Here is a 16,790-nt window from a genome sequence, read left to right as displayed (position 1 = left end):
TACCTTATTGGCAACAAGCGTTGATCGTTTTTCCTATGCAATGCACGGAGGCACAAATGCACACGAAAAAGCACATTCGCCCAGGTGAAAAACTCCCCATCAAGTTGACCGCCGCCGATTGCTCGGCAAGTTCACCGAAGAGCCTCGGCACCGATGATGCTGAGGGGTTGATGGGATTTCTGACAAGTCGAATTGCCGGGGGAATACGATGAGTCGTTTCTGGATAGCTTTCATCATCGCTGGCTTCACCCCGATCATGGCTTTCGCCGCCGACGAGCCGCAAGACGAAGACTTGAATTCACAGTTGATGCGAGCAACGGTAAAGATAGGCCACGACAAATCCACAGGCACGGGATTCATTCTAACGAAGGGCGATAAGTATCTCCTCGTCACAGCGGCACACGTCCTCGACAATACTCCGGGTGACGAGACAACGGTTGTGTTTCGCAGCAAGCAAGCCGAGGGTGAATACACCAAAGAACCCATGAAACTCATCATCCGCAAAGACGGCAAGCCAGTCTGGACGAAGCATCCAACCGAAGATGTCGCTGTTATCTGGGTAGTACCGCCAAAGAACGCCGATCTTCCGCAACTTGGGACCGAGCTTGTTGCGACGGACGACCAGTTGCGGAAGCACAAGATTCATCCAGGCGACAGGCTTGCCTGTCTCGGTTATCCGCATCGAGAGGAAGGGAGCAAGGCAGGCTTTCCTCTCCTTCGAGATGGCCCTATCGCCAGTTTCCCCCTGTTGCCAACGGCGAAAAACAAGACCTTCTTTTTGAGCATGAACACCTTCGAGGGGGACAGCGGTGGGCCGGTGTATCTGGCTCGTCCTGGCGTAAGGAATCCCGGCGACGATGCTCGGCTCATCTTGGGATTGGTGTCGGGCCAACAGTTCTTGGATGAAGAGGCCAAGATGATTTATGGCACGACCAAACTCCGACATCGGCTTGGACTCGCAATTGTAGTTCACGCATCGTTTATCAAAGAGACAGTCGATCTCCTCAAGTAAGCGATTCTAGGGATTGGGTTGCCAAGCAAAGAGGCACCTACGCTCTGGCCCGTCACCAAAAACAGTCGGAGCCGCAAACGGAGACTCCATGATGAATCGTTACTGGATCGCTGTCCTCTTCGCCGCCCTCGTCCCATTCATAGCTTTCGCCGCCGATGAGCCGAAGGCTCCATCCACGGTCAAAGAACTCTTTGCCGACTTCGATCCCCGGAAAGACGAACTCGATGCCAAAGTGGTGCGGGAGTGGGAGAAGGACGGCATCGTCTATCGCTACGTCATTTATCACATCGGCGCATTCAAGGGTAAACCGGCTCGCATGGCGGCATTTTTTGCCTTCCCCAAGGGAGCGAAGAAGTTGCCCGGCCTGCTGCAAGTTCACGGTGGAGGCCAACGGGCTTCTCTCAAAGAAGTCGAGTTCTATGCCAGACGGGGCTACGCCTGCCTCTCGATCAATTGGGGCGGGCGAGAGATGGAAGAAGTAAAGGCAGGCGATCCGAACACTGATTGGGGAGCCGTCGATCCGACGCAGCAGAACGTACCGGGATATTTCAACCTCAAGCCGGGCGAGAAGTACCTCGATTCCTTCGAGTCGCCTCGCAACAACAACTGGTATTTGCTGACGCTGGGGGCCAGACGTGGATTGACGTTTCTTGAACAGCAAGCGGAAGTTGATCCTGACAAACTCGGTGTGTACGGGCATTCGATGGGCGGCAACCTGACCATCTATGTCGCTGGGACGGATAGCCGAGTGAAAGTCGCCGCACCGTCAGTGGGCGGTTCGGGCTTCCGCACCCAACCGTGGCCTCTCTTACCGGAACAGCGAAAGCAGACGCCCAACGGCGATGTGAAACTGTTCGATGTAACCATCGGGTTTGAATCGTATGCACCGCACATCACCGCACCACTGCTTTGGCTGGGAGCGACGAACGACTTTCACGGGATCATGGACGACACTTACCGCACCGGCGAGTTGATCCCGCACAAGAACGTCCGGTATTCGTTCACTCCGCACATGAATCATCGGTTCACGCCTGAGTTCGCTGTGACGAGGCCGCTCTGGTTTGATGAGTATCTCAAGGGGAGCTTTATCTTCCCAAAGACGCCCGACTCGAAGCTGGTCCTTGCCACCGACGGTCACGTTCCCGAATTGCAGGTCACGCCCGATTCGTCGCCGCCAGTGGCAGAGGTTCACATCTACTATTCTGTCGATCCCGATCCTCAAGCAAGGTTTTGGCGATCAGCGGAAACGAAGAAGTCGGGCGACACCTGGACGGCGAAGCTGCCGATCCTGAGCGTCGATCAACCACTTTTTGCTTTCGCCAACGTCGCCTACTCGCTGAAGAAGACCGAAGCCGAACCCTTCGCCCGTCCGACTGAGAAGTTTACGATCAGTTCGATGTTGCACACCTTTGCCCCGAAAGACCTCCAGCAAGCCAACGTGAAAGCGACCGACAAACCCAGCCCGGTGATTGAAGACTTATCTCACGGCTGGCAGGACTGGTACTTGTTGGAGGCTGGCAATCCCCATCATTGGGAATTCTCGACTCGCAAGCTGACCGATCCAAAGTGGCAGGGGCAAACGGGACAGCGGCTCGCCCTTGAAGTGCAGGCCGAGAAGCCGAACGAACTGGTGATCGTGCTGACCGAGAACTTCTTCCGCTTTTACCGTGGCAAGTCACAGGAGTTTGTGGCGGTCGTGAAGCTCAATGGTGGCACGGATTCCCAAAACGTCATCTTGGCACCGGGGGATTTTAAGACCATCGACGGTGAGGCTCTGTCGTCATGGAAGAATGTCGATCTTCTCAGTTTGCGGGCGTATTACGACAAGAGCGGCAAATTGCTCGGCAGCAAAAGCTGGGCGGGCGGTCAGCCGAAGTTTCGGAAACTGTGGTGGCAAGGAAGCTGAACAGAATGAGCAACACCTTCACCAATGACGTAGTGGTTCAGAATGTGACGGTGGTGACAAGGACACAAAATATGAGCGAGCTTTCCCCTGTGAGTCGGTCCAATCTTCGTCAAGGTGCGATCTACATGCTGGTCGGGCTTCTGTGGGGAATGGTGATCCCTGCAAGTCCTTTTCCTCGACTTGCCCTCGGCGCACACATTCAACTCACGGCACACGGCGTCATGTTCTTGGTTGCCGGTCTTGTCATTCTGCATCTCCCGTTTGCGAAGGGCGACGTGTCCGCAAAAATACTCATCGCAGGTCCGTGGCTGACATGGCCAGTGATGCTGACGGAAATGGCGAATGGTTGGTGGGGCGCTCGGAAAACGCTGCCCATCGCAGCCGGACAAGCTGGGGCAGTCGGTGCGGAACCGTGGCAAGAAACAATTGTTACGGTCGCCCATCTGATTGGGTCTGTCGTCTTGATTGTTTATTGGGGAGTAATTGTGGTTGGGCTATTCCGTAAGCCGATCAAAGGGGAAGAGGCGACGGGCCAACCGACCGGCTGAAAGCTGCTAGGGAAGTTCTTGGAAGCCAAATGATGGGGACAAACTTCACCCCTGGCCCGACCCCGAACACCGTCCGTACCGCTGATGGAAAAATCCTCACCATCCCGGATGATCACGCTCGTGCTGCACTTGGTTGCAATGGGCGATGTCCACACCACGACGGTTCGAGCCTTTGCCACTGCTGAGATGGATGCGATCCTGTCGAAGGTTCATTCAGCGTGACCGCCAGACCAGGGAGAATTCGACTGACACATGATGACCGCTATCGTGATCTACCTGGGCCTCGTCTTCGTGATGAGTGTCGTTTGTTTCACAGCCTACGGCCTGGACAAAAGGCTTGCCGTAAATGGCAGCCGCCGAGTGCCGGAAAATACTTTGCAAATCCTGGCGTTATTGGGCGGCTGGCCCGGTGCGTTGTTGGGACAGCGGCAGTTTCGCCACAAGACCAAGAAAGTATCCTTCTTAATTATGTTCTGGCTTGTCGTCGTGTTACACATCGCCATCGTCGGCGCAGCGACGTATTTGTTCTTCGGATGATTCTCAAGTGAATGAAACCCCATTCCGCATCGCCCTGGTCGTCGTGATCGTCCTCACGATGGTCGTCACCGTGTATCACCGGCTCCAGGCGGCGAAGCCAGGCGAAAAGATTTCCCACAAGGATGAAGGCTACCTGTTCGCCACCGTTTTGCGATTGGCTGGTCTGGTCCTGTGGATCAGCACATTCGGCTACCTGATATTCCCCGCATACTTCCAGTGGGCAGCCATGCCGTTACCGGCACGGCTGCGATGGATCGGCGTGGTCACGGGCGCACTTTGTTCGCTCTTGATGTACTGGACGCTCTCCAGCCTCGGCAAGAACTTGACCGATACCGTGGTCACGAGGTCTGAGGCCACGTTGGTCACGCACGGGCCGTATCGCTGGGTCCGACATCCGTTCTATGTAACGGCGGCGCTGCTCATGGCCTCGGTAACTGTGCTGACGGCCAACTGGTTTATTGGCATCAGCAGCTTGGCGGTTTTGGCCCTGCTGGCCATTCGCACCCCAAAAGAAGAGCAGATGTTAATTGAACGGTTTGGGCAGCAGTATCAGGACTACATGGTGACGACAGGCAGATTCATTCCGAGGATCGGCAGGTGACGAACGATGGCCACTCCCAAAGGCTCTCATCTCTTCGTGAATGTCAGTCCATCCGAAGCACGTCGTCGTCTGAAAGGTTTTGGCCACGGCGTCAGAAAGGTCCAAAGTGCGGGGCGGAATCGAGCAGTCGTCATCCACACGGCGACCGGCCAACATCTTTCGGAGTTGGAGGCGAAGTTCGCAGATGTTGGATTCTCCAGCACTGAGAACGACCTGGGCGAGCTAATCGAGAACCTGCGTAACCTTGGCCCTAAAAGTGCCTCTTGGCTGCGTGAAGTCGGCATCACGACGATTTCGGAACTCGAACGACTTGGGCCGTCTCTGGCCTATCGGCTGGTGAGAGCAAAGCAGCCGAAGGCCAGCCTGAACTTGTTGTGGGCTTTGGCGGCGGGATTGAAGGATCAGGATTGGCGAGACTTGTCGGATCGAGAGAAGGAGAAGCTGCGGGCGGATTCCGAGCAAAGCTAACGCCGAACCTTCTCCACACCTTTCGTGTCTGGTGGGCACCCCAAATCCAGAAAGGATGGTGCGCCATGCAGAACTACGATCACAACAACGAACACTCCTTTCAGGCCGATGCGTAAGCGCCGCCGAGATTCCCATCGGAGACGAAGGTGAAGCGAGGCGTCCGCATCGTCAACGGCGATAAGCTGCTAGAGGAGAAACTCGGTCGCAACGACCTCTGCCCGTGCGGAAGCGGCAAGGTCTTCAAGCGATGCTGCCTCATGTCAGGCCTTTTTTGACGGGTCGAATCGGGATGTGTACTTTTAGGGAAGAGTGAGGAATGGCCCTCGCCGGAACGAGTTCCGGCGAGGGTTTCAAAACAACGATCAATTCGAGTTAGGACTTTTTGGGGCCGCAGCAAGCCTTGGCTTCATCGCAGCACTTCGCACCGTCCGTGCAGCATTTCTGCACGGCGGCACAGCAGGCTTTGTTTTCAGCATCGCCAGTGATATCGCTGAGATGCTGGCCGCACTTCTCTGGCTGGAAGTTGTCGAACCGACAGGCTACAGTAACCGTTCGAACTCCCGTCTCATACGGTTTTGGGACACACATTTAGAGCCAATTTCTGGACGTGAAGTGAACCATTTTTGTCCTCTTGAGGATCACGGTTATGCTTAGGTTTCTCGTTGTGGCGGCATTGGTCATCACCCTTCTTGCCTCGGCTGGATTCGCCGAGGATGTTCTTCCTCCCGAAAGGGCGTATCAAGCAAAACTCGCAAAGGCTCAGTCCGATTACGCCTTGGCAGCAAAGAAGGCTCTTGAAGAGTTGAAAGCTGAGTTGGAAAAGTTGAAGGTCGACGCCACGAAGGCTGGAGACTTAGACAAAGCATTGGCAATACGGACCAAGGTGGAAGCAATTGGCGATGGGCCAGCAAAGCCTATACCGGCAACTAAAGGATTCACGGGCAGATTGCAGTTTCAATACTCAAACGGTCTCTCACGGGAGTACGAATTCACCAAAGATGGGAGCCTGATTTTCGTCAAAGGAATTGGAGGGAAACCGCTAGACACCGAACTTCCGGGGCATCGTGCTAAGGTCTACTGGATCAAGGCGGGCGACAATACGGTTGGGTTTATTGATTGGGGGCACGTAGGACAATTTGAACGTGTGACGTTCACAAAGGAAGGACTTATCGTGTCAACACATTTTACAGCACAGGGAGTACTAACTGCGGAAGGCAAGGCTGTCAAATAGCGGCTCTTCCGAAGTAATCGTGCGCTGGAAAGCGGGTAAATGAGCGGCGCATGCGTTTCTCTAAGTGGGGTCATGCCGAAAACACTTCCCGTTACCGAGAAGTGTTTTCTGAAATGCTTTCCAATAGCGCCGCCTGTCGCTCCCGTGCAACAAGCCACTCCTTCGCATCCACTTCGGAGATTTGGCACTTAAAGCAAGACGCCTTTCCGGTTCGGGACAATCCGGCAAACACCCTGGCCAAATCGCCGTCACCGTCCGCAGCGGCGAATGCGGCGACATGGCCAGCGGGCGACAATCTTCCGCATCCACCGAAGGCCAGTGCATCGATCTCGTCGAAGTTGGCCTGCTCAAACCACGGTTCGGCATCGAAGTTGTAACGCATTTCGCCGACGATCAGTTTGCCTCGGATCATCGGGGCAACATCCGAGGATAGTTTTTGGAAACCCATTCTTCGACCTTCCAGTGCCAGTAACCTTGAGTCCACCGGAGCGCTTCTCGATCAATCTCCTTTGCTCCTCGAACCACTGCTTGCCGGATTTTCCGTGCAACGTATCGTTTTGCTCGAATTGTCGCCTTCTTCGGAACAGCGATGCCGTGTCGCCGCAGAGCATCATGCGAGTACATTTCTGCTTCATACTCTTGACGATGGACTGGCTTCTCGCCAAGGTGCTGAAGCGCTATGTGCCCGGCTTCATGAGCAACAATATCAAGCCGTCGGCGTGTCGTCGGAAAGGGGACGTAGACGTGCCGCCTTTTGACAATGGCAAATCCTCGCAATCCCTTATCGTGATATTCGACGGACAAAACGCCCGCTTCCTTCAGGATCGCTTTAGCCACTTCTTCACACCGCAGCCGCATTCGCTCTCGACCGGCTTTCAGGGCCTCTACGGTCGGCCTGTTCTTCAATTCATAGATCATATTAGTTCTCTCTATTTTGATGCCTTCCGCCGTCTGTCCCGCCATCGGCGAAACAGACGGCTTCGGATGTCTTTAGGCCTTCATCGCCTCGATGCCACACGCTTGCTGCCAACACTCCCAAAGCCGCTTCTCCAGCCTGTTGGTGCTGATGCGCTTTCTCTGATAGTTGTTAACCACGATTGCCCACGAAAACCCTTCGGTACTTTGGCCGAACTCCGACACTTCGAGTTTGCAATCTGCAAGATGCCGCTTGATTAGTTCAACCTCTTCTTGGCTCCGCTGATCTTTCTCGTAGCCGTCGTTCCCAAACAAGATCACTTTGTCGCCGTAATTGAGAACACCTCGATGCCGGTGGAAAAGGCATTCCCCAACGAACTCTGCTGCCGCCTTTGCGGCTGTGTTATTACTCATGTTTACGTTACTCATCACTTGGTTATTAAATGCAGTCAGCCTCGTCACCGACTTCGGTGACGAGGCTGCGTCCATGTAAATACTTCCGTTGCGAATGTGACTCACAGTTCGCTATCCATAACTCGGATCGAGATCGATTTTCCTGAAGCTTGTTTTCTGTTAATTATCAGCGGCGATCATCCTCGATTGCGAGCTTGCTGAGTGGCAGTCTCCCAACGCACATTGCCGGGTTCATAACCACGGTTATTATCGATTCGTCCGAGCGAGTGCCGGGCGGTTGGTGCTGGGCCAACGTGACTGAGAAAAGCCTCGAAGTCATGTTGCCATTCACTGCAAACGGTGATTCCACGTCCGATATAGCGATGTGCATTGTGACGGCGGTGGTCGGAGCAACGTCGCTTCATGGCCAACCACGCAACGTGTTCTTTGGTACCGGATCGCCCGTGTGTGCGGCTTGCAACTCCCATTGGCTGTGGCGGCGTGGAGATTGCTTGCTGAAACGACCAACCCTTTCGCAGTCTTGCTAGGAGCGTCTGATATTTGACGCCGGCGTGCTTTGCCCAATGGGCGAGGCACTTACGTTCGCCCTGGTGCGTTACTTCGATGTACTTCGGCATTGGACAGATACCTTCCGCTGGTATCTATTCAGAGCCACTCCATTTTTACTGACGAAAGAACGCACTTGGCAGTGGTCAGCATGTATTACCGCAGCCCAACCGCAAGCATGGCAAGGCTGTTGGCATTCACAAGAGCCGAACACGCCCACAAAACTTGATCGCACCGACCGGCAAAGGCTTATTAACTGCCAAGCACACTCCTATTGCCGTCACGCAGGCGAGATGGCCCCATCCACCACAGTGTGGTGGACCGAGCCAATTAACTTCGGTCACCCTTGCTAACCGGCAACCGACAAGTGACCGTCATCGTCTTGGGGACAGGCCGACGCAAGTAGCTGCCTTAACAGCACGAAGTCGTCAGATTCGTATTCCTTTCCAGAATGCGCCCTCGGTTTCGCCTTAGCCCCTTGCAGCGATCTCCAATCCGACAACATCTCCCCACATTCGTGATCGAAATTCATCCAGACTACCTCTGTGCGCCGTGGCCTACGTCGGCTGACCGTCACGGCACACCTAACATCCATATCTAGTCGTCGCCACCCCGTTAGGGCCTCGTCGTAAAGCGGACTTCTATACCCAGACAGAACAACCTTGCTCTGTGACCGGACGAGTCGTCTTAGTAACTCGGCATGGTCAGTTCGACTCATTTCATGACGATATAGCCGCTTTTCAACCCGTGTCTCGTGCAAATATGGCGGATCGGCGTAAATGAGAGTGCTTGGATCGTCGTACTTTTCTATTATTTTCTGCCAGGGAAGGCATTCGATTACAACCTCTCGGAATCGCTTTGCAATATGCCCCAAGGTTTCCGTTACGTGTGTCCAGCGTCTCGCCCACGGGATGCGATTGTTAATGGTGAATGCACCCGGTTTGGCATACCTCGGAGGTTTTGCAACAAAGCCAAATAGTGTCACGATAATGAATGCCCAGGCATGCTCAACAGGGCCACTCGGATTCGACTGCAGAATCGTGAGGCATTTGCGATACTGATTACGACTGTACGGCGTAAGAATCATCATTTCGCAAAGCCGTTTGCGTGTCTTATCGTCTCGTAGCGTTGCAAACACATTAACTACGTCGTCGTCCAGGTCGTTGTAAATCTCCATCTTCGACCGTGGCTTGTTCACGATATCTGCTCCCGATCCGCCGAACAAAGAGACGTAGCGTTCATGCGGCGGAAACAACTTCGCAATTCGTGGCATCATGGTCATCTTGCTGCCGACCCATCGGAATGGTTGCAGCGGTTTATTAGTGCGACTTGTCATCTGATTCACTCGTGTTAGTAATTTTTTGCAGGCACAAAGCGTGTCGGCTGGAAACACTCTAAACGACGGAGCGTGTGTTACCTAATATCAGTGTTCTGCTGTCCGTTGCAGGTGTTTAGTCAGAAAAACCGAGCAATCACGAGATAAACTCCCAGGCATGCCTATTCCGTGGGCTAAGAGACTCACCTACAGCGGTATTAGGAACGTGGTCGACACGAGATACCATGTGGACCTAGTGTTCTGTCTGTAGCCACACACCGTTGTTGGAGCAAAAAAGCCATGCCCGAATCCCGTGAGATGTTGGTAAAAGCTATCCGGCAAGCCGCCAAAATGAGTTACTGCAAAGAATGGAAGGCGGTCATAATGCCGCTGTACGAATGCGCAACGCAGTGCAATGAGAAGCACATTCCGGGCTGCTCATCTCGTGAGTCAGCCCGGATCGTCAACGCTCTGGTTCGTGCATACGCTCTATGCGATGGCCGGGGCAGCACTCGACTCCCGGCGTCGGCGCAATGTGTTATGACGAGCAATTCATTGAACAACGATTCAGGTGGCAGCGGAGTGCCGTAAATATAGAGTGGCCGTACTAAAGTCGCAGCAGTCCTCAAGCCGATATTAGTGTATGGTCCGAGAGCATGCTAAACATATAACCTGATCTACCATTCTAGGTCAGATGATAAGTCAACAGAAAGGTAAACACACAAATGACTACAGATAAACGAAACAAACGAGAAGCATTCGTTTCCGGTGTCGAAGTGACAGTACACGAGATGCCGCCAGAGGACGAGGGCGCAGAGTGCATCTTCACAATTGACCTTGACCGTGGGGACAAAGTAACAGGTGTCATATCAGCGAGCACCGGTGACTACGACCTCATGTCGATTAGATGGGAGACTGGCGGCAATCCGAAATCTCGAATGCGGGTTCGGTGTGAGGCGACAGGAGAGAAGATCGTATTCGACGGCAACGGGCCAGACAACTGGCAGCGGGCAACACTAGATGTGTGCGCTAAGTTTGGCTATTCCGTCGGTGTGTCGCTCGTCGGAAATAAGGCAAATCGGTGGTTTCGGTCGATGGTGAAAGCGGCATCCGAGGTGGCAGCATGAAGGATGAACTAATCAACGGCAGGCCCGTGACCATGCGGGCATTCCCAAATCACTGGCAATTGCTGGTGAAGATTGACGGCGCTACTCAATGGGTGAGGGCGATCAAGGATAGCTTCGTCCAGCGCCACGGCGAGAAGAAGGCTCACGCACTTGTGAAGCAGAATGAAAACTTCCCGCCGATAACGGTTGATGATGACCTCGCCCAAGTCTACAGGAATGGAGTCTTAATCGGCGTAAGGTCGGGGAAGGTGGCAAAGGGATGACAGAGTTAGCGGATGCAGACAGGGCATTCATCGACGGATACAACGATGGAGCGCAAATCGGTGAATATGACATTATCTCCGCTGCCGAGGACGAGTGGGACTGGTGGACGTGGGGGTTCACGCCTGAAGAACTTGAGAGAGAGCGTGGCGGACGCTCAATCGGGCGGGCGGTACTTGATTTACCAGCTTTGTCGATTGACAAGATATGCAGCCACTACGAGTGGCTGGAATACACAGTCGGCGAGAAACGAGCGGCAGAAATACTTGCTGAGTTGGAAGCCGAAGAAGCCGAGGTAGCGGAGGAAGTGGAGGGATCGACGCATACATAACGTATGCCCGAATTGACTCCCGAGACGACGCTTGCTCTGGTTGAGGAAGCGCTTGGCGACAATTACTGCGATCCGGCAGAGCGGCAGGAAGCTGTTCTGCGGATTGGGCAGGAAATAGTTGAGGGAGTTTGGCGATTGGTCGTCGCCGCTTACGATCAAATTCTTTACGAGCAACGAAGAGGCGCTCGGTATTCGCTTCTTGCCTGTTGAAACCAAAGGGGCGGAATGAACGTCTGCCGATTTTGCTCGCAGCCGTCGGGTTCTTCCTCGGGCTGCTCCTTGTGCTCTTGTGGCCGTAGCCAAAAAGTCTGGGTTAGTCGTCCCACTTGAACTCGTCTGTGACGAGGGCCTGTTCGCCGTAGCCGTATTCGTCGATGACCTGCTCAAGATTGTCGAGTCCCCACGAGATTTCGTCGTAGGTGTCAGTATCGTCGTCGTCATCATTTTCGATAGCCTCTTGGACGATTGAGAATGCGTTGCTCCCATCGTGTTTCATCGCCCCTTCAAGCGCAGCCTTGAACTCTGCGAGCGTGACTTTGCCATGTGGCGCAGCCTTCACCATTGCATCGGCCACGTAAGCGATCTTGCCGCCATCGCAACCGTACAAATAGTCGGCGATGGTTGTCTTCGGCGGCGCTTTCGCCCTGGCCTTCTTGCTAGTCTTCTTCGTGCTGATCTTCTTCGCAACCTTCTTGATGATCTTCAAAATCGTGTTCATTCGTTTCCTCTTGTTTGTGAAAAATGGATCGTGATTCTCTCGGAAAAAAGTTGGGTTAGTAGGCGAACCACGGCTTAAGGTCAGCGAACAACACGCCATCACAAATGGCGTAGTGAATGCTCAGCTTCGGATTGTCGTCATCCCCAAAGCAAGTCACTTCGGCTTGGGCGATATCGTAGAACTGTAGTTGCTCCTGATATACACTGCGACCGTGGCTCATTAGTTCCAGCACGGCCGCAATTGCCGAGTCTTCCAGCGATTTACCGGTCGAATCCGCAATCGCAAACGTCATGGCGGTTATGGCCCGCTCCGTGGGATATAACCTACCTAACTCCTCGTTCTCGAATCCGTGCAGCATCGGCTTCCGCTGACGGATCGACTGCCGCATTACCTTCTCCGCTGCCTGCCACTTCCGGTTCCGCTTGGACTTGCTCATTGTCTCGCTCCTTTTCAACAAGTAAAAGTAATGTACTAACGACATACGGCTTCTCTAAGTCAACAAACAAACCACGCTTGATGGCGTGGTTTGTTTTGTTCTTCGTACTGAACCGACTTCAATCAACCTTCGACTTCGACCTTCAACTTCTCTCTTTCAACAAAAAAGCCACGCTTGCGGCGTGGCGTTTTTGTGTTTCGGTTTGTCGTTCAGCGATCAGTTGTGTTCAAAGTTGGGATTCCACTTGAGAATCCGCTCCTCGGTATCCACCATGATCGCCCGAACATCGCCGATCCATGCAGGCCAGAAATAGAAGACCTGCCCTTGGAACTTGGCAGTGACTTTTTCGGGCGAGTCATCGTCGATTGCAAGAAGTCGTTGCTCGTTTCGAGCAATGGTCGCCACGACATCAAACAACCGAAAGAACGGCGGTTGGCAAATGTCGGGATTGATGCGAGTCCTGATGCGGGTTCGCACGATCATATCTGCCCATGCGGGGAACTCGGCAGTTGCTGGACATACGGTTCCCACTCGAAACGGGATCGCATCTTCACGGTTCAGTGGCGGGATCGCTCCCGCAACTTTGCCCAGGTGCTCGAAAACCTCGCCTACTAATCTCTCTAATTTGAATCGCTTACTCATTCGGTCGTTCTCCTTCGGATGTGAAAAATAGAAAACAAGGCAATAAAAAACCTCGCTGACAAGCGAGGAGTTGTTTGGCAAGTGTTTGTGCGTTAGCGTCAAGTCGATCAAATGATCCTCGACCCAGGCACTCGTTTCATAGCGATGTCCAGGTAACTGCGGTTCAGGTCGATTCCGATGCAGTGCCGACCATTCTCGACGCAGGCAACTGCAGTCGTCCCGCTACCCAAAAATGGTTCGAGCACCGTTCCGCCTTCCGGGCACCCCGCTCGAACACAATCGACGGCGATCTGCAGCGGCATCGGCGCTGGATGACCTCCAGCGCCTGATGCCCGGCCAGCGTTCCAAACTGAGCCACGAAGTTTGCCGAGAGGGTGAAGCTCAAATGCGGGTTTACGTGACTCAGACTTCCGGCGACGTGGCGAGGCAGAGTGACCTCGTGCCGATGTCTTGGGGGCATAGGGAACTCGCAGACAATCGGAATCAAAGTGGTAGTCATCCGTTTTCGTGAACAGGTAAAGGTACTCGTGACAGCGGACTGGACGATCCTTGCAACCATCGACACCGTACTTCTGCAAGATGATCTCTGCCCGACCGATCCATCCGTCCTCGGCAAGTGCAACTGCAAGCCGGTGAGGGGCGAACATGAGGCTCTTCGGGTGGACTGGGCGGCTCCGTGCCATCTTGCGACGAGCTTCAGCGATGCCTGAGGTCCAATGTTTATCTCGACCGTGAGAGTTGAATGACCCGGTGCCATAGGCATAGGGATCACCGACGTTAATCCAGCAAGTGCCGCTGTCACGAAGCACTCGGCGCACTTCTCGAAAGACATTTAGCTGGTTCTCGACCCAATCGCCTACGCTTGGCTCAAGGCCGTATTGTCCCTCGCATTCGTAATCCCGAAGCAGGTAGTACGGCACACTTGTGACGCAACAATCAACTGAATCGGCTGGCAAGGTACGAAGCACCTGCTGTGAGTCGCCACAGTGATACTCCACCTTGGACCGGAAGCCGTCGGGATTGGAGGCAATACGCAATGACGGAGTGGTTGGCGGAAGTGCGGGAATACTTTGCCGAACTCGTGACTCGGGAGCCTCCTCAGCTTTCGCCACGATCATCGTAGTTGCTGTTTCGTTTGGGGGAATCCAACGGATGACCGGTTCGCCAACGTGCTGCCGGTCCCAGACAAACCAAGCATGCGTCATCATTCCCTGATGGCTTCGGGATTCGTCGAACTGCAGTCGCTTGGAAAAGACGTAGATCGCCTTCAGCGGAAACTCTGTATCCTGGTAAAGATCGTACCGCCCAATCGTGTCGAGTCCATCAATCGGAAGCAGCAGCGCAATCTTGTTGGCAGCGCACTTCTTTGCGTGATGGATGAACTCGTTCTTGTGGCTATATGGCGGGTTCGTTACCACGTTGTCAACTTGCCGTTCGTCCTCTAAGAAGTCGGTGCCGCTACTCAAATCAGATTCCACAACTTCGTAGCGAGCAGTTCGCAGCATTTCAGCGATGCGCCCATCGCCCGTTGCCGGTTCCCACGTCAGACCAGTAAATTCTTCCCGGTGCAAAAGCGAAGCGATTGCATGCCGAGGAGTCTGGTAAAGATCGAGTTGATTGCGTTTGCCACCAGCCCCTTTGATTGACCGAGCAAGAATCATCTGATTCTCAGGTGCCTGCAAATCTTGGGGGCCTTCCTGCGCCTCCGACTGATCGACACTTTGGAGGGCGGCAACAGCGTGGGAAATCGTCACCGCTCCCGATTCCACTTGCTCAATCAGCTTGGGACGAGACGCTTGAATGGACTTTGCCTGTTCGACTAAACGAGGACAGCACCCCACTAACTTCGCCGCAATCGAAGCGGCCTTGCCCTTCGTGCCAGCGCATTTCTGCGCTCCCTTTTTGCCTCGGCCATTGGATTGCCGCTGGCGTTCTTTGGCTTCTTCGGCCAACAACGGCAACATACGCAAAGCGACGATTGCACGCTGACTCGACGAAAGGTGGCGTCGATGCACGTTCGTGGAAATCACGTAATCGAGCGGCGAGCCTTTGCCATCCCAAGCCAAAAATTTTGGCTCGATCTCCGCCTTCAAGCAGGCGAGGTAGCGGCGGCGTCCATCCAGAATCTTGCCCTCGTGGAGAACAATTGGGTGATGCTGGCCGTTCGCCTTGATGTCGGCGGCAAGTTTATCAAGTTCGGGGCCGTTGGCGATGGGGAAAATGTTGGCGGCGGGGTGAGAGTCGTACTTGTTCACGTTCATCAAACTGGTTCCTTTCGTGTGGTTTCTTGGCCTGGACTGCCCAGGTTTTCTGAATTTCTTGACACCCGTCGTAACTTGGAAAAAGGGGGGAAGGAATCAACTTGGACCACCCAAGTTTTCTGATTTCCTACACACCCGTCGTGCTTGCTCGATAAGCTGGGCAAGAGGCCGATTTCCCCGAACTTTGCTTTGATGACCATTCGTTGCTCCCGCTGAGGCCGGACTTTTTCGCCTCGACTGCCCAGGTTCTCTGATTTCCTACACGCCCGTCGTAGTTTTGGAAAAAATGGGGAAGGACGAACCCGGCCTCCCAAGTTCGGCTCGCTGCCAACAGGCCGCAAACTTGCAGAAGACTCATCCAGAAATGAGTCAAGAGGGCCGAGGTTTGGCCTTGCCGACACCGAAAAGAAGGTGGTGTCGAGGTTTAGGTCGCTTTCCGAGCACGACCTATCAGAGAGTCCTAGACCACTGAAGCCTGAGGAAGCCGCTGCCGGGCCAAGGAGAGGTAATACGGCGAGAGTTCGATCCCGACTCCGTGGCGATAGTTCTCCAAGGCGGCGATCAGGCTCGTGCCGATTCCCAGGAAGGGATCGAGAACCGTACCGCCGGGAGGGCAACCAAGAGTGACGCAATGCCGTGCAAGTTCAATCGGCATCGGGGCCGGATGACCGCCGACTTCATGGCGCACAGGAGGAAATCGCCAGACCGTGCCTCGGATCGGAGCATGGTGCCGAGCCAGACCCCAGTTCTGCTCATCTGCAAAATCGAGTCGTAATGATTCAACGTCAAAGTAATGCGGCACGTTGAGAGCGAAAACCAGCAGAGTTTCGTGTGTTGGAGACAGCCTTCCTTCGTACCGACGAGGTGCTGGGTTCGACTTTTCGACGATGATCTCGCCCCGCAGTTTCCAGCCCCGGCCCGTCAGCGCCAAGGCCAGTCGTTGCGGAACTAGCAACGACTGGCCATCACGAAACGTATCGCCGATGTTGATCCAGAGCGTGCCGGTTCGCCGTAGGATGCGGCGAACCTCGTCGAAGACCTTCGCAAGTCTGGCGATGTACTGATCGACGCTTTGCTCCTGTCCGATCTGCTGGTCGGCGCAGACATCCATCTGCAGAAAATATGGCGGCGAAGTCACGCAGCAATCCACAGAATCATCGTCCAACGTTCGCAGTTGCTGCTCGGCATCACCACAGAGCAGGGTCACTTCCGGCTGGAAGTCATCAGGGACATCGGCTCTTGGAATCTTCCTCCCTTGCCGCAGCTTTCCATCTAGCCCAACTCGCCGATTTAATTGGGGCAACGCCCCAGTTGAAATAAGCTCCCCTACTCGCCGCCCAACACGTTTGTGATCGGCCTTGATCCAAGAAGGCAGCATCGAAGCAATTGCTCGATGCGACGTCGGCGAATGAGGGTCGAGATAGGCAGCACGGATCGTGGCGTCGATCACGGCGTCTTGCTGTTCCTTCGACGTGAGCGGACACTCTTCGCATTGCGGCTTCATTGATCGTCCCTGAGTTG

20 protein-coding genes are annotated in these 16,790 nt (G+C 54.3%); 11 read left to right on the top strand and 9 right to left on the bottom strand.

Annotated features, from left to right (window positions below):
* The first annotated feature begins 56 nt into the window (after positions 1–56).
* The 9 genes from ETAA8_RS34850 (at position 57) to ETAA8_RS21845 (ending at position 6,303) form a co-directional block, all read left to right on the top strand.
* Entirely contained in the window at positions 57–212 is a 156-nt protein-coding gene (locus ETAA8_RS34850; RefSeq protein ID WP_202921178.1) for a hypothetical protein, read from the top strand.
* Entirely contained in the window at positions 209–1,012 is an 804-nt protein-coding gene (locus ETAA8_RS21880) for a S1 family peptidase (protein ID WP_145093310.1), read from the top strand. The genes ETAA8_RS34850 and ETAA8_RS21880 overlap by 4 nt, the downstream gene beginning before the upstream one ends.
* A gap of 88 nt (positions 1,013–1,100) precedes the next feature.
* A complete protein-coding gene (locus ETAA8_RS21875; protein ID WP_145093307.1) occupies positions 1,101–2,918 on the top strand; it encodes an alpha/beta hydrolase family protein in 1,818 nt (605 codons plus the stop codon).
* Positions 2,919–2,923: 5 nt separating this feature from the next.
* A complete protein-coding gene (locus ETAA8_RS21870) occupies positions 2,924–3,466 on the top strand; it encodes a hypothetical protein (RefSeq protein ID WP_145093305.1) in 543 nt (180 codons plus the stop codon).
* A gap of 252 nt (positions 3,467–3,718) precedes the next feature.
* Positions 3,719–4,003, top strand: coding sequence for a DUF1294 domain-containing protein (locus ETAA8_RS21865; protein ID WP_145093302.1), 285 nt, complete (start codon positions 3,719–3,721; stop codon positions 4,001–4,003).
* 7 nt (positions 4,004–4,010) lie between these two features.
* On the top strand, positions 4,011–4,604 hold the full coding sequence (locus tag ETAA8_RS21860; RefSeq protein WP_145093299.1) for a methyltransferase family protein: 594 nt from the start codon (positions 4,011–4,013) through the stop codon (positions 4,602–4,604).
* A 6-nt stretch (positions 4,605–4,610) separates the two neighbouring features.
* Positions 4,611–5,072, top strand: coding sequence for a TfoX/Sxy family protein (locus ETAA8_RS21855; RefSeq protein WP_145093296.1), 462 nt, complete (start codon positions 4,611–4,613; stop codon positions 5,070–5,072).
* Positions 5,073–5,218: 146 nt separating this feature from the next.
* Positions 5,219–5,347 (top strand): SEC-C metal-binding domain-containing protein, encoded by a 129-nt coding sequence (locus ETAA8_RS21850; RefSeq protein ID WP_238397490.1) that lies wholly within the window; start codon positions 5,219–5,221, stop codon positions 5,345–5,347.
* Positions 5,348–5,718: 371 nt separating this feature from the next.
* Positions 5,719–6,303, top strand: coding sequence for a hypothetical protein (locus ETAA8_RS21845; RefSeq protein WP_145093293.1), 585 nt, complete (start codon positions 5,719–5,721; stop codon positions 6,301–6,303).
* A 91-nt stretch (positions 6,304–6,394) separates the two neighbouring features.
* Here the strand turns inward: ETAA8_RS21845 and ETAA8_RS21840 are convergent, their stop codons facing one another.
* The 4 genes from ETAA8_RS21840 to ETAA8_RS35970 all read right to left on the bottom strand — a co-directional run bounded on the left by ETAA8_RS21840 (position 6,395) and on the right by ETAA8_RS35970 (position 9,514).
* A complete protein-coding gene (locus ETAA8_RS21840; protein WP_145093291.1) occupies positions 6,395–6,751 on the bottom strand; it encodes a hypothetical protein in 357 nt (118 codons plus the stop codon).
* Positions 6,712–7,221 carry a hypothetical protein gene (locus ETAA8_RS21835; RefSeq protein ID WP_145093288.1) on the bottom strand — a complete coding sequence of 170 codons (510 nt, stop codon included), beginning with the start codon at positions 7,219–7,221 and terminating at the stop codon, positions 6,712–6,714. The genes ETAA8_RS21840 and ETAA8_RS21835 overlap by 40 nt, the downstream gene beginning before the upstream one ends.
* A gap of 72 nt (positions 7,222–7,293) precedes the next feature.
* The gene (locus ETAA8_RS21830) at positions 7,294–7,707 is read right to left on the bottom strand and encodes a hypothetical protein (protein WP_145093285.1); all 414 of its coding nucleotides are present in this window, start codon (positions 7,705–7,707) and stop codon (positions 7,294–7,296) included.
* Between the two features lie 820 nt (positions 7,708–8,527).
* Positions 8,528–9,514 carry a DNA adenine methylase gene (locus ETAA8_RS35970; RefSeq protein WP_145093282.1) on the bottom strand — a complete coding sequence of 329 codons (987 nt, stop codon included), beginning with the start codon at positions 9,512–9,514 and terminating at the stop codon, positions 8,528–8,530.
* A 1,102-nt stretch (positions 9,515–10,616) separates the two neighbouring features.
* Here ETAA8_RS35970 and ETAA8_RS21820 point away from each other — a divergent pair.
* Both ETAA8_RS21820 and ETAA8_RS21815 read left to right on the top strand, forming a co-directional pair.
* On the top strand, positions 10,617–10,883 hold the full coding sequence (locus ETAA8_RS21820; RefSeq protein ID WP_145093279.1) for a hypothetical protein: 267 nt from the start codon (positions 10,617–10,619) through the stop codon (positions 10,881–10,883).
* Complete coding sequence (locus ETAA8_RS21815) at positions 10,880–11,212, top strand: hypothetical protein (RefSeq protein ID WP_145093276.1); 333 nt, start codon at positions 10,880–10,882, stop codon at positions 11,210–11,212. The genes ETAA8_RS21820 and ETAA8_RS21815 overlap by 4 nt, the downstream gene beginning before the upstream one ends.
* 313 nt (positions 11,213–11,525) lie before the next feature.
* Here the strand turns inward: ETAA8_RS21815 and ETAA8_RS21810 are convergent, their stop codons facing one another.
* The 5 genes from ETAA8_RS21810 to ETAA8_RS21790 form a co-directional block, all read right to left on the bottom strand.
* On the bottom strand, positions 11,526–11,930 hold the full coding sequence (locus tag ETAA8_RS21810) for a hypothetical protein (protein WP_145093273.1): 405 nt from the start codon (positions 11,928–11,930) through the stop codon (positions 11,526–11,528).
* A gap of 55 nt (positions 11,931–11,985) precedes the next feature.
* On the bottom strand, positions 11,986–12,366 hold the full coding sequence (locus ETAA8_RS21805; protein WP_145093270.1) for a hypothetical protein: 381 nt from the start codon (positions 12,364–12,366) through the stop codon (positions 11,986–11,988).
* Positions 12,367–12,582: 216 nt separating this feature from the next.
* The gene (locus tag ETAA8_RS21800; RefSeq protein ID WP_145093267.1) at positions 12,583–13,008 is read right to left on the bottom strand and encodes a hypothetical protein; all 426 of its coding nucleotides are present in this window, start codon (positions 13,006–13,008) and stop codon (positions 12,583–12,585) included.
* Positions 13,009–13,115: 107 nt separating this feature from the next.
* Complete coding sequence (locus ETAA8_RS21795; RefSeq protein WP_145093264.1) at positions 13,116–15,269, bottom strand: DNA methyltransferase; 2,154 nt, start codon at positions 15,267–15,269, stop codon at positions 13,116–13,118.
* Positions 15,270–15,729: 460 nt separating this feature from the next.
* Positions 15,730–16,773, bottom strand: coding sequence for a DNA-methyltransferase (locus ETAA8_RS21790; RefSeq protein ID WP_145093261.1), 1,044 nt, complete (start codon positions 16,771–16,773; stop codon positions 15,730–15,732).
* Positions 16,774–16,790: the final 17 nt, after the last annotated feature.

It is taken from the genome of Anatilimnocola aggregata (genome assembly GCF_007747655.1).
GTDB classification, from domain to species: Bacteria; Planctomycetota; Planctomycetia; order Pirellulales; family Pirellulaceae; genus Anatilimnocola; species Anatilimnocola aggregata.
The sequence above is the reverse complement of the archived record's forward strand: the minus strand, read 5'-3'. Positions and strand labels throughout refer to the sequence as shown.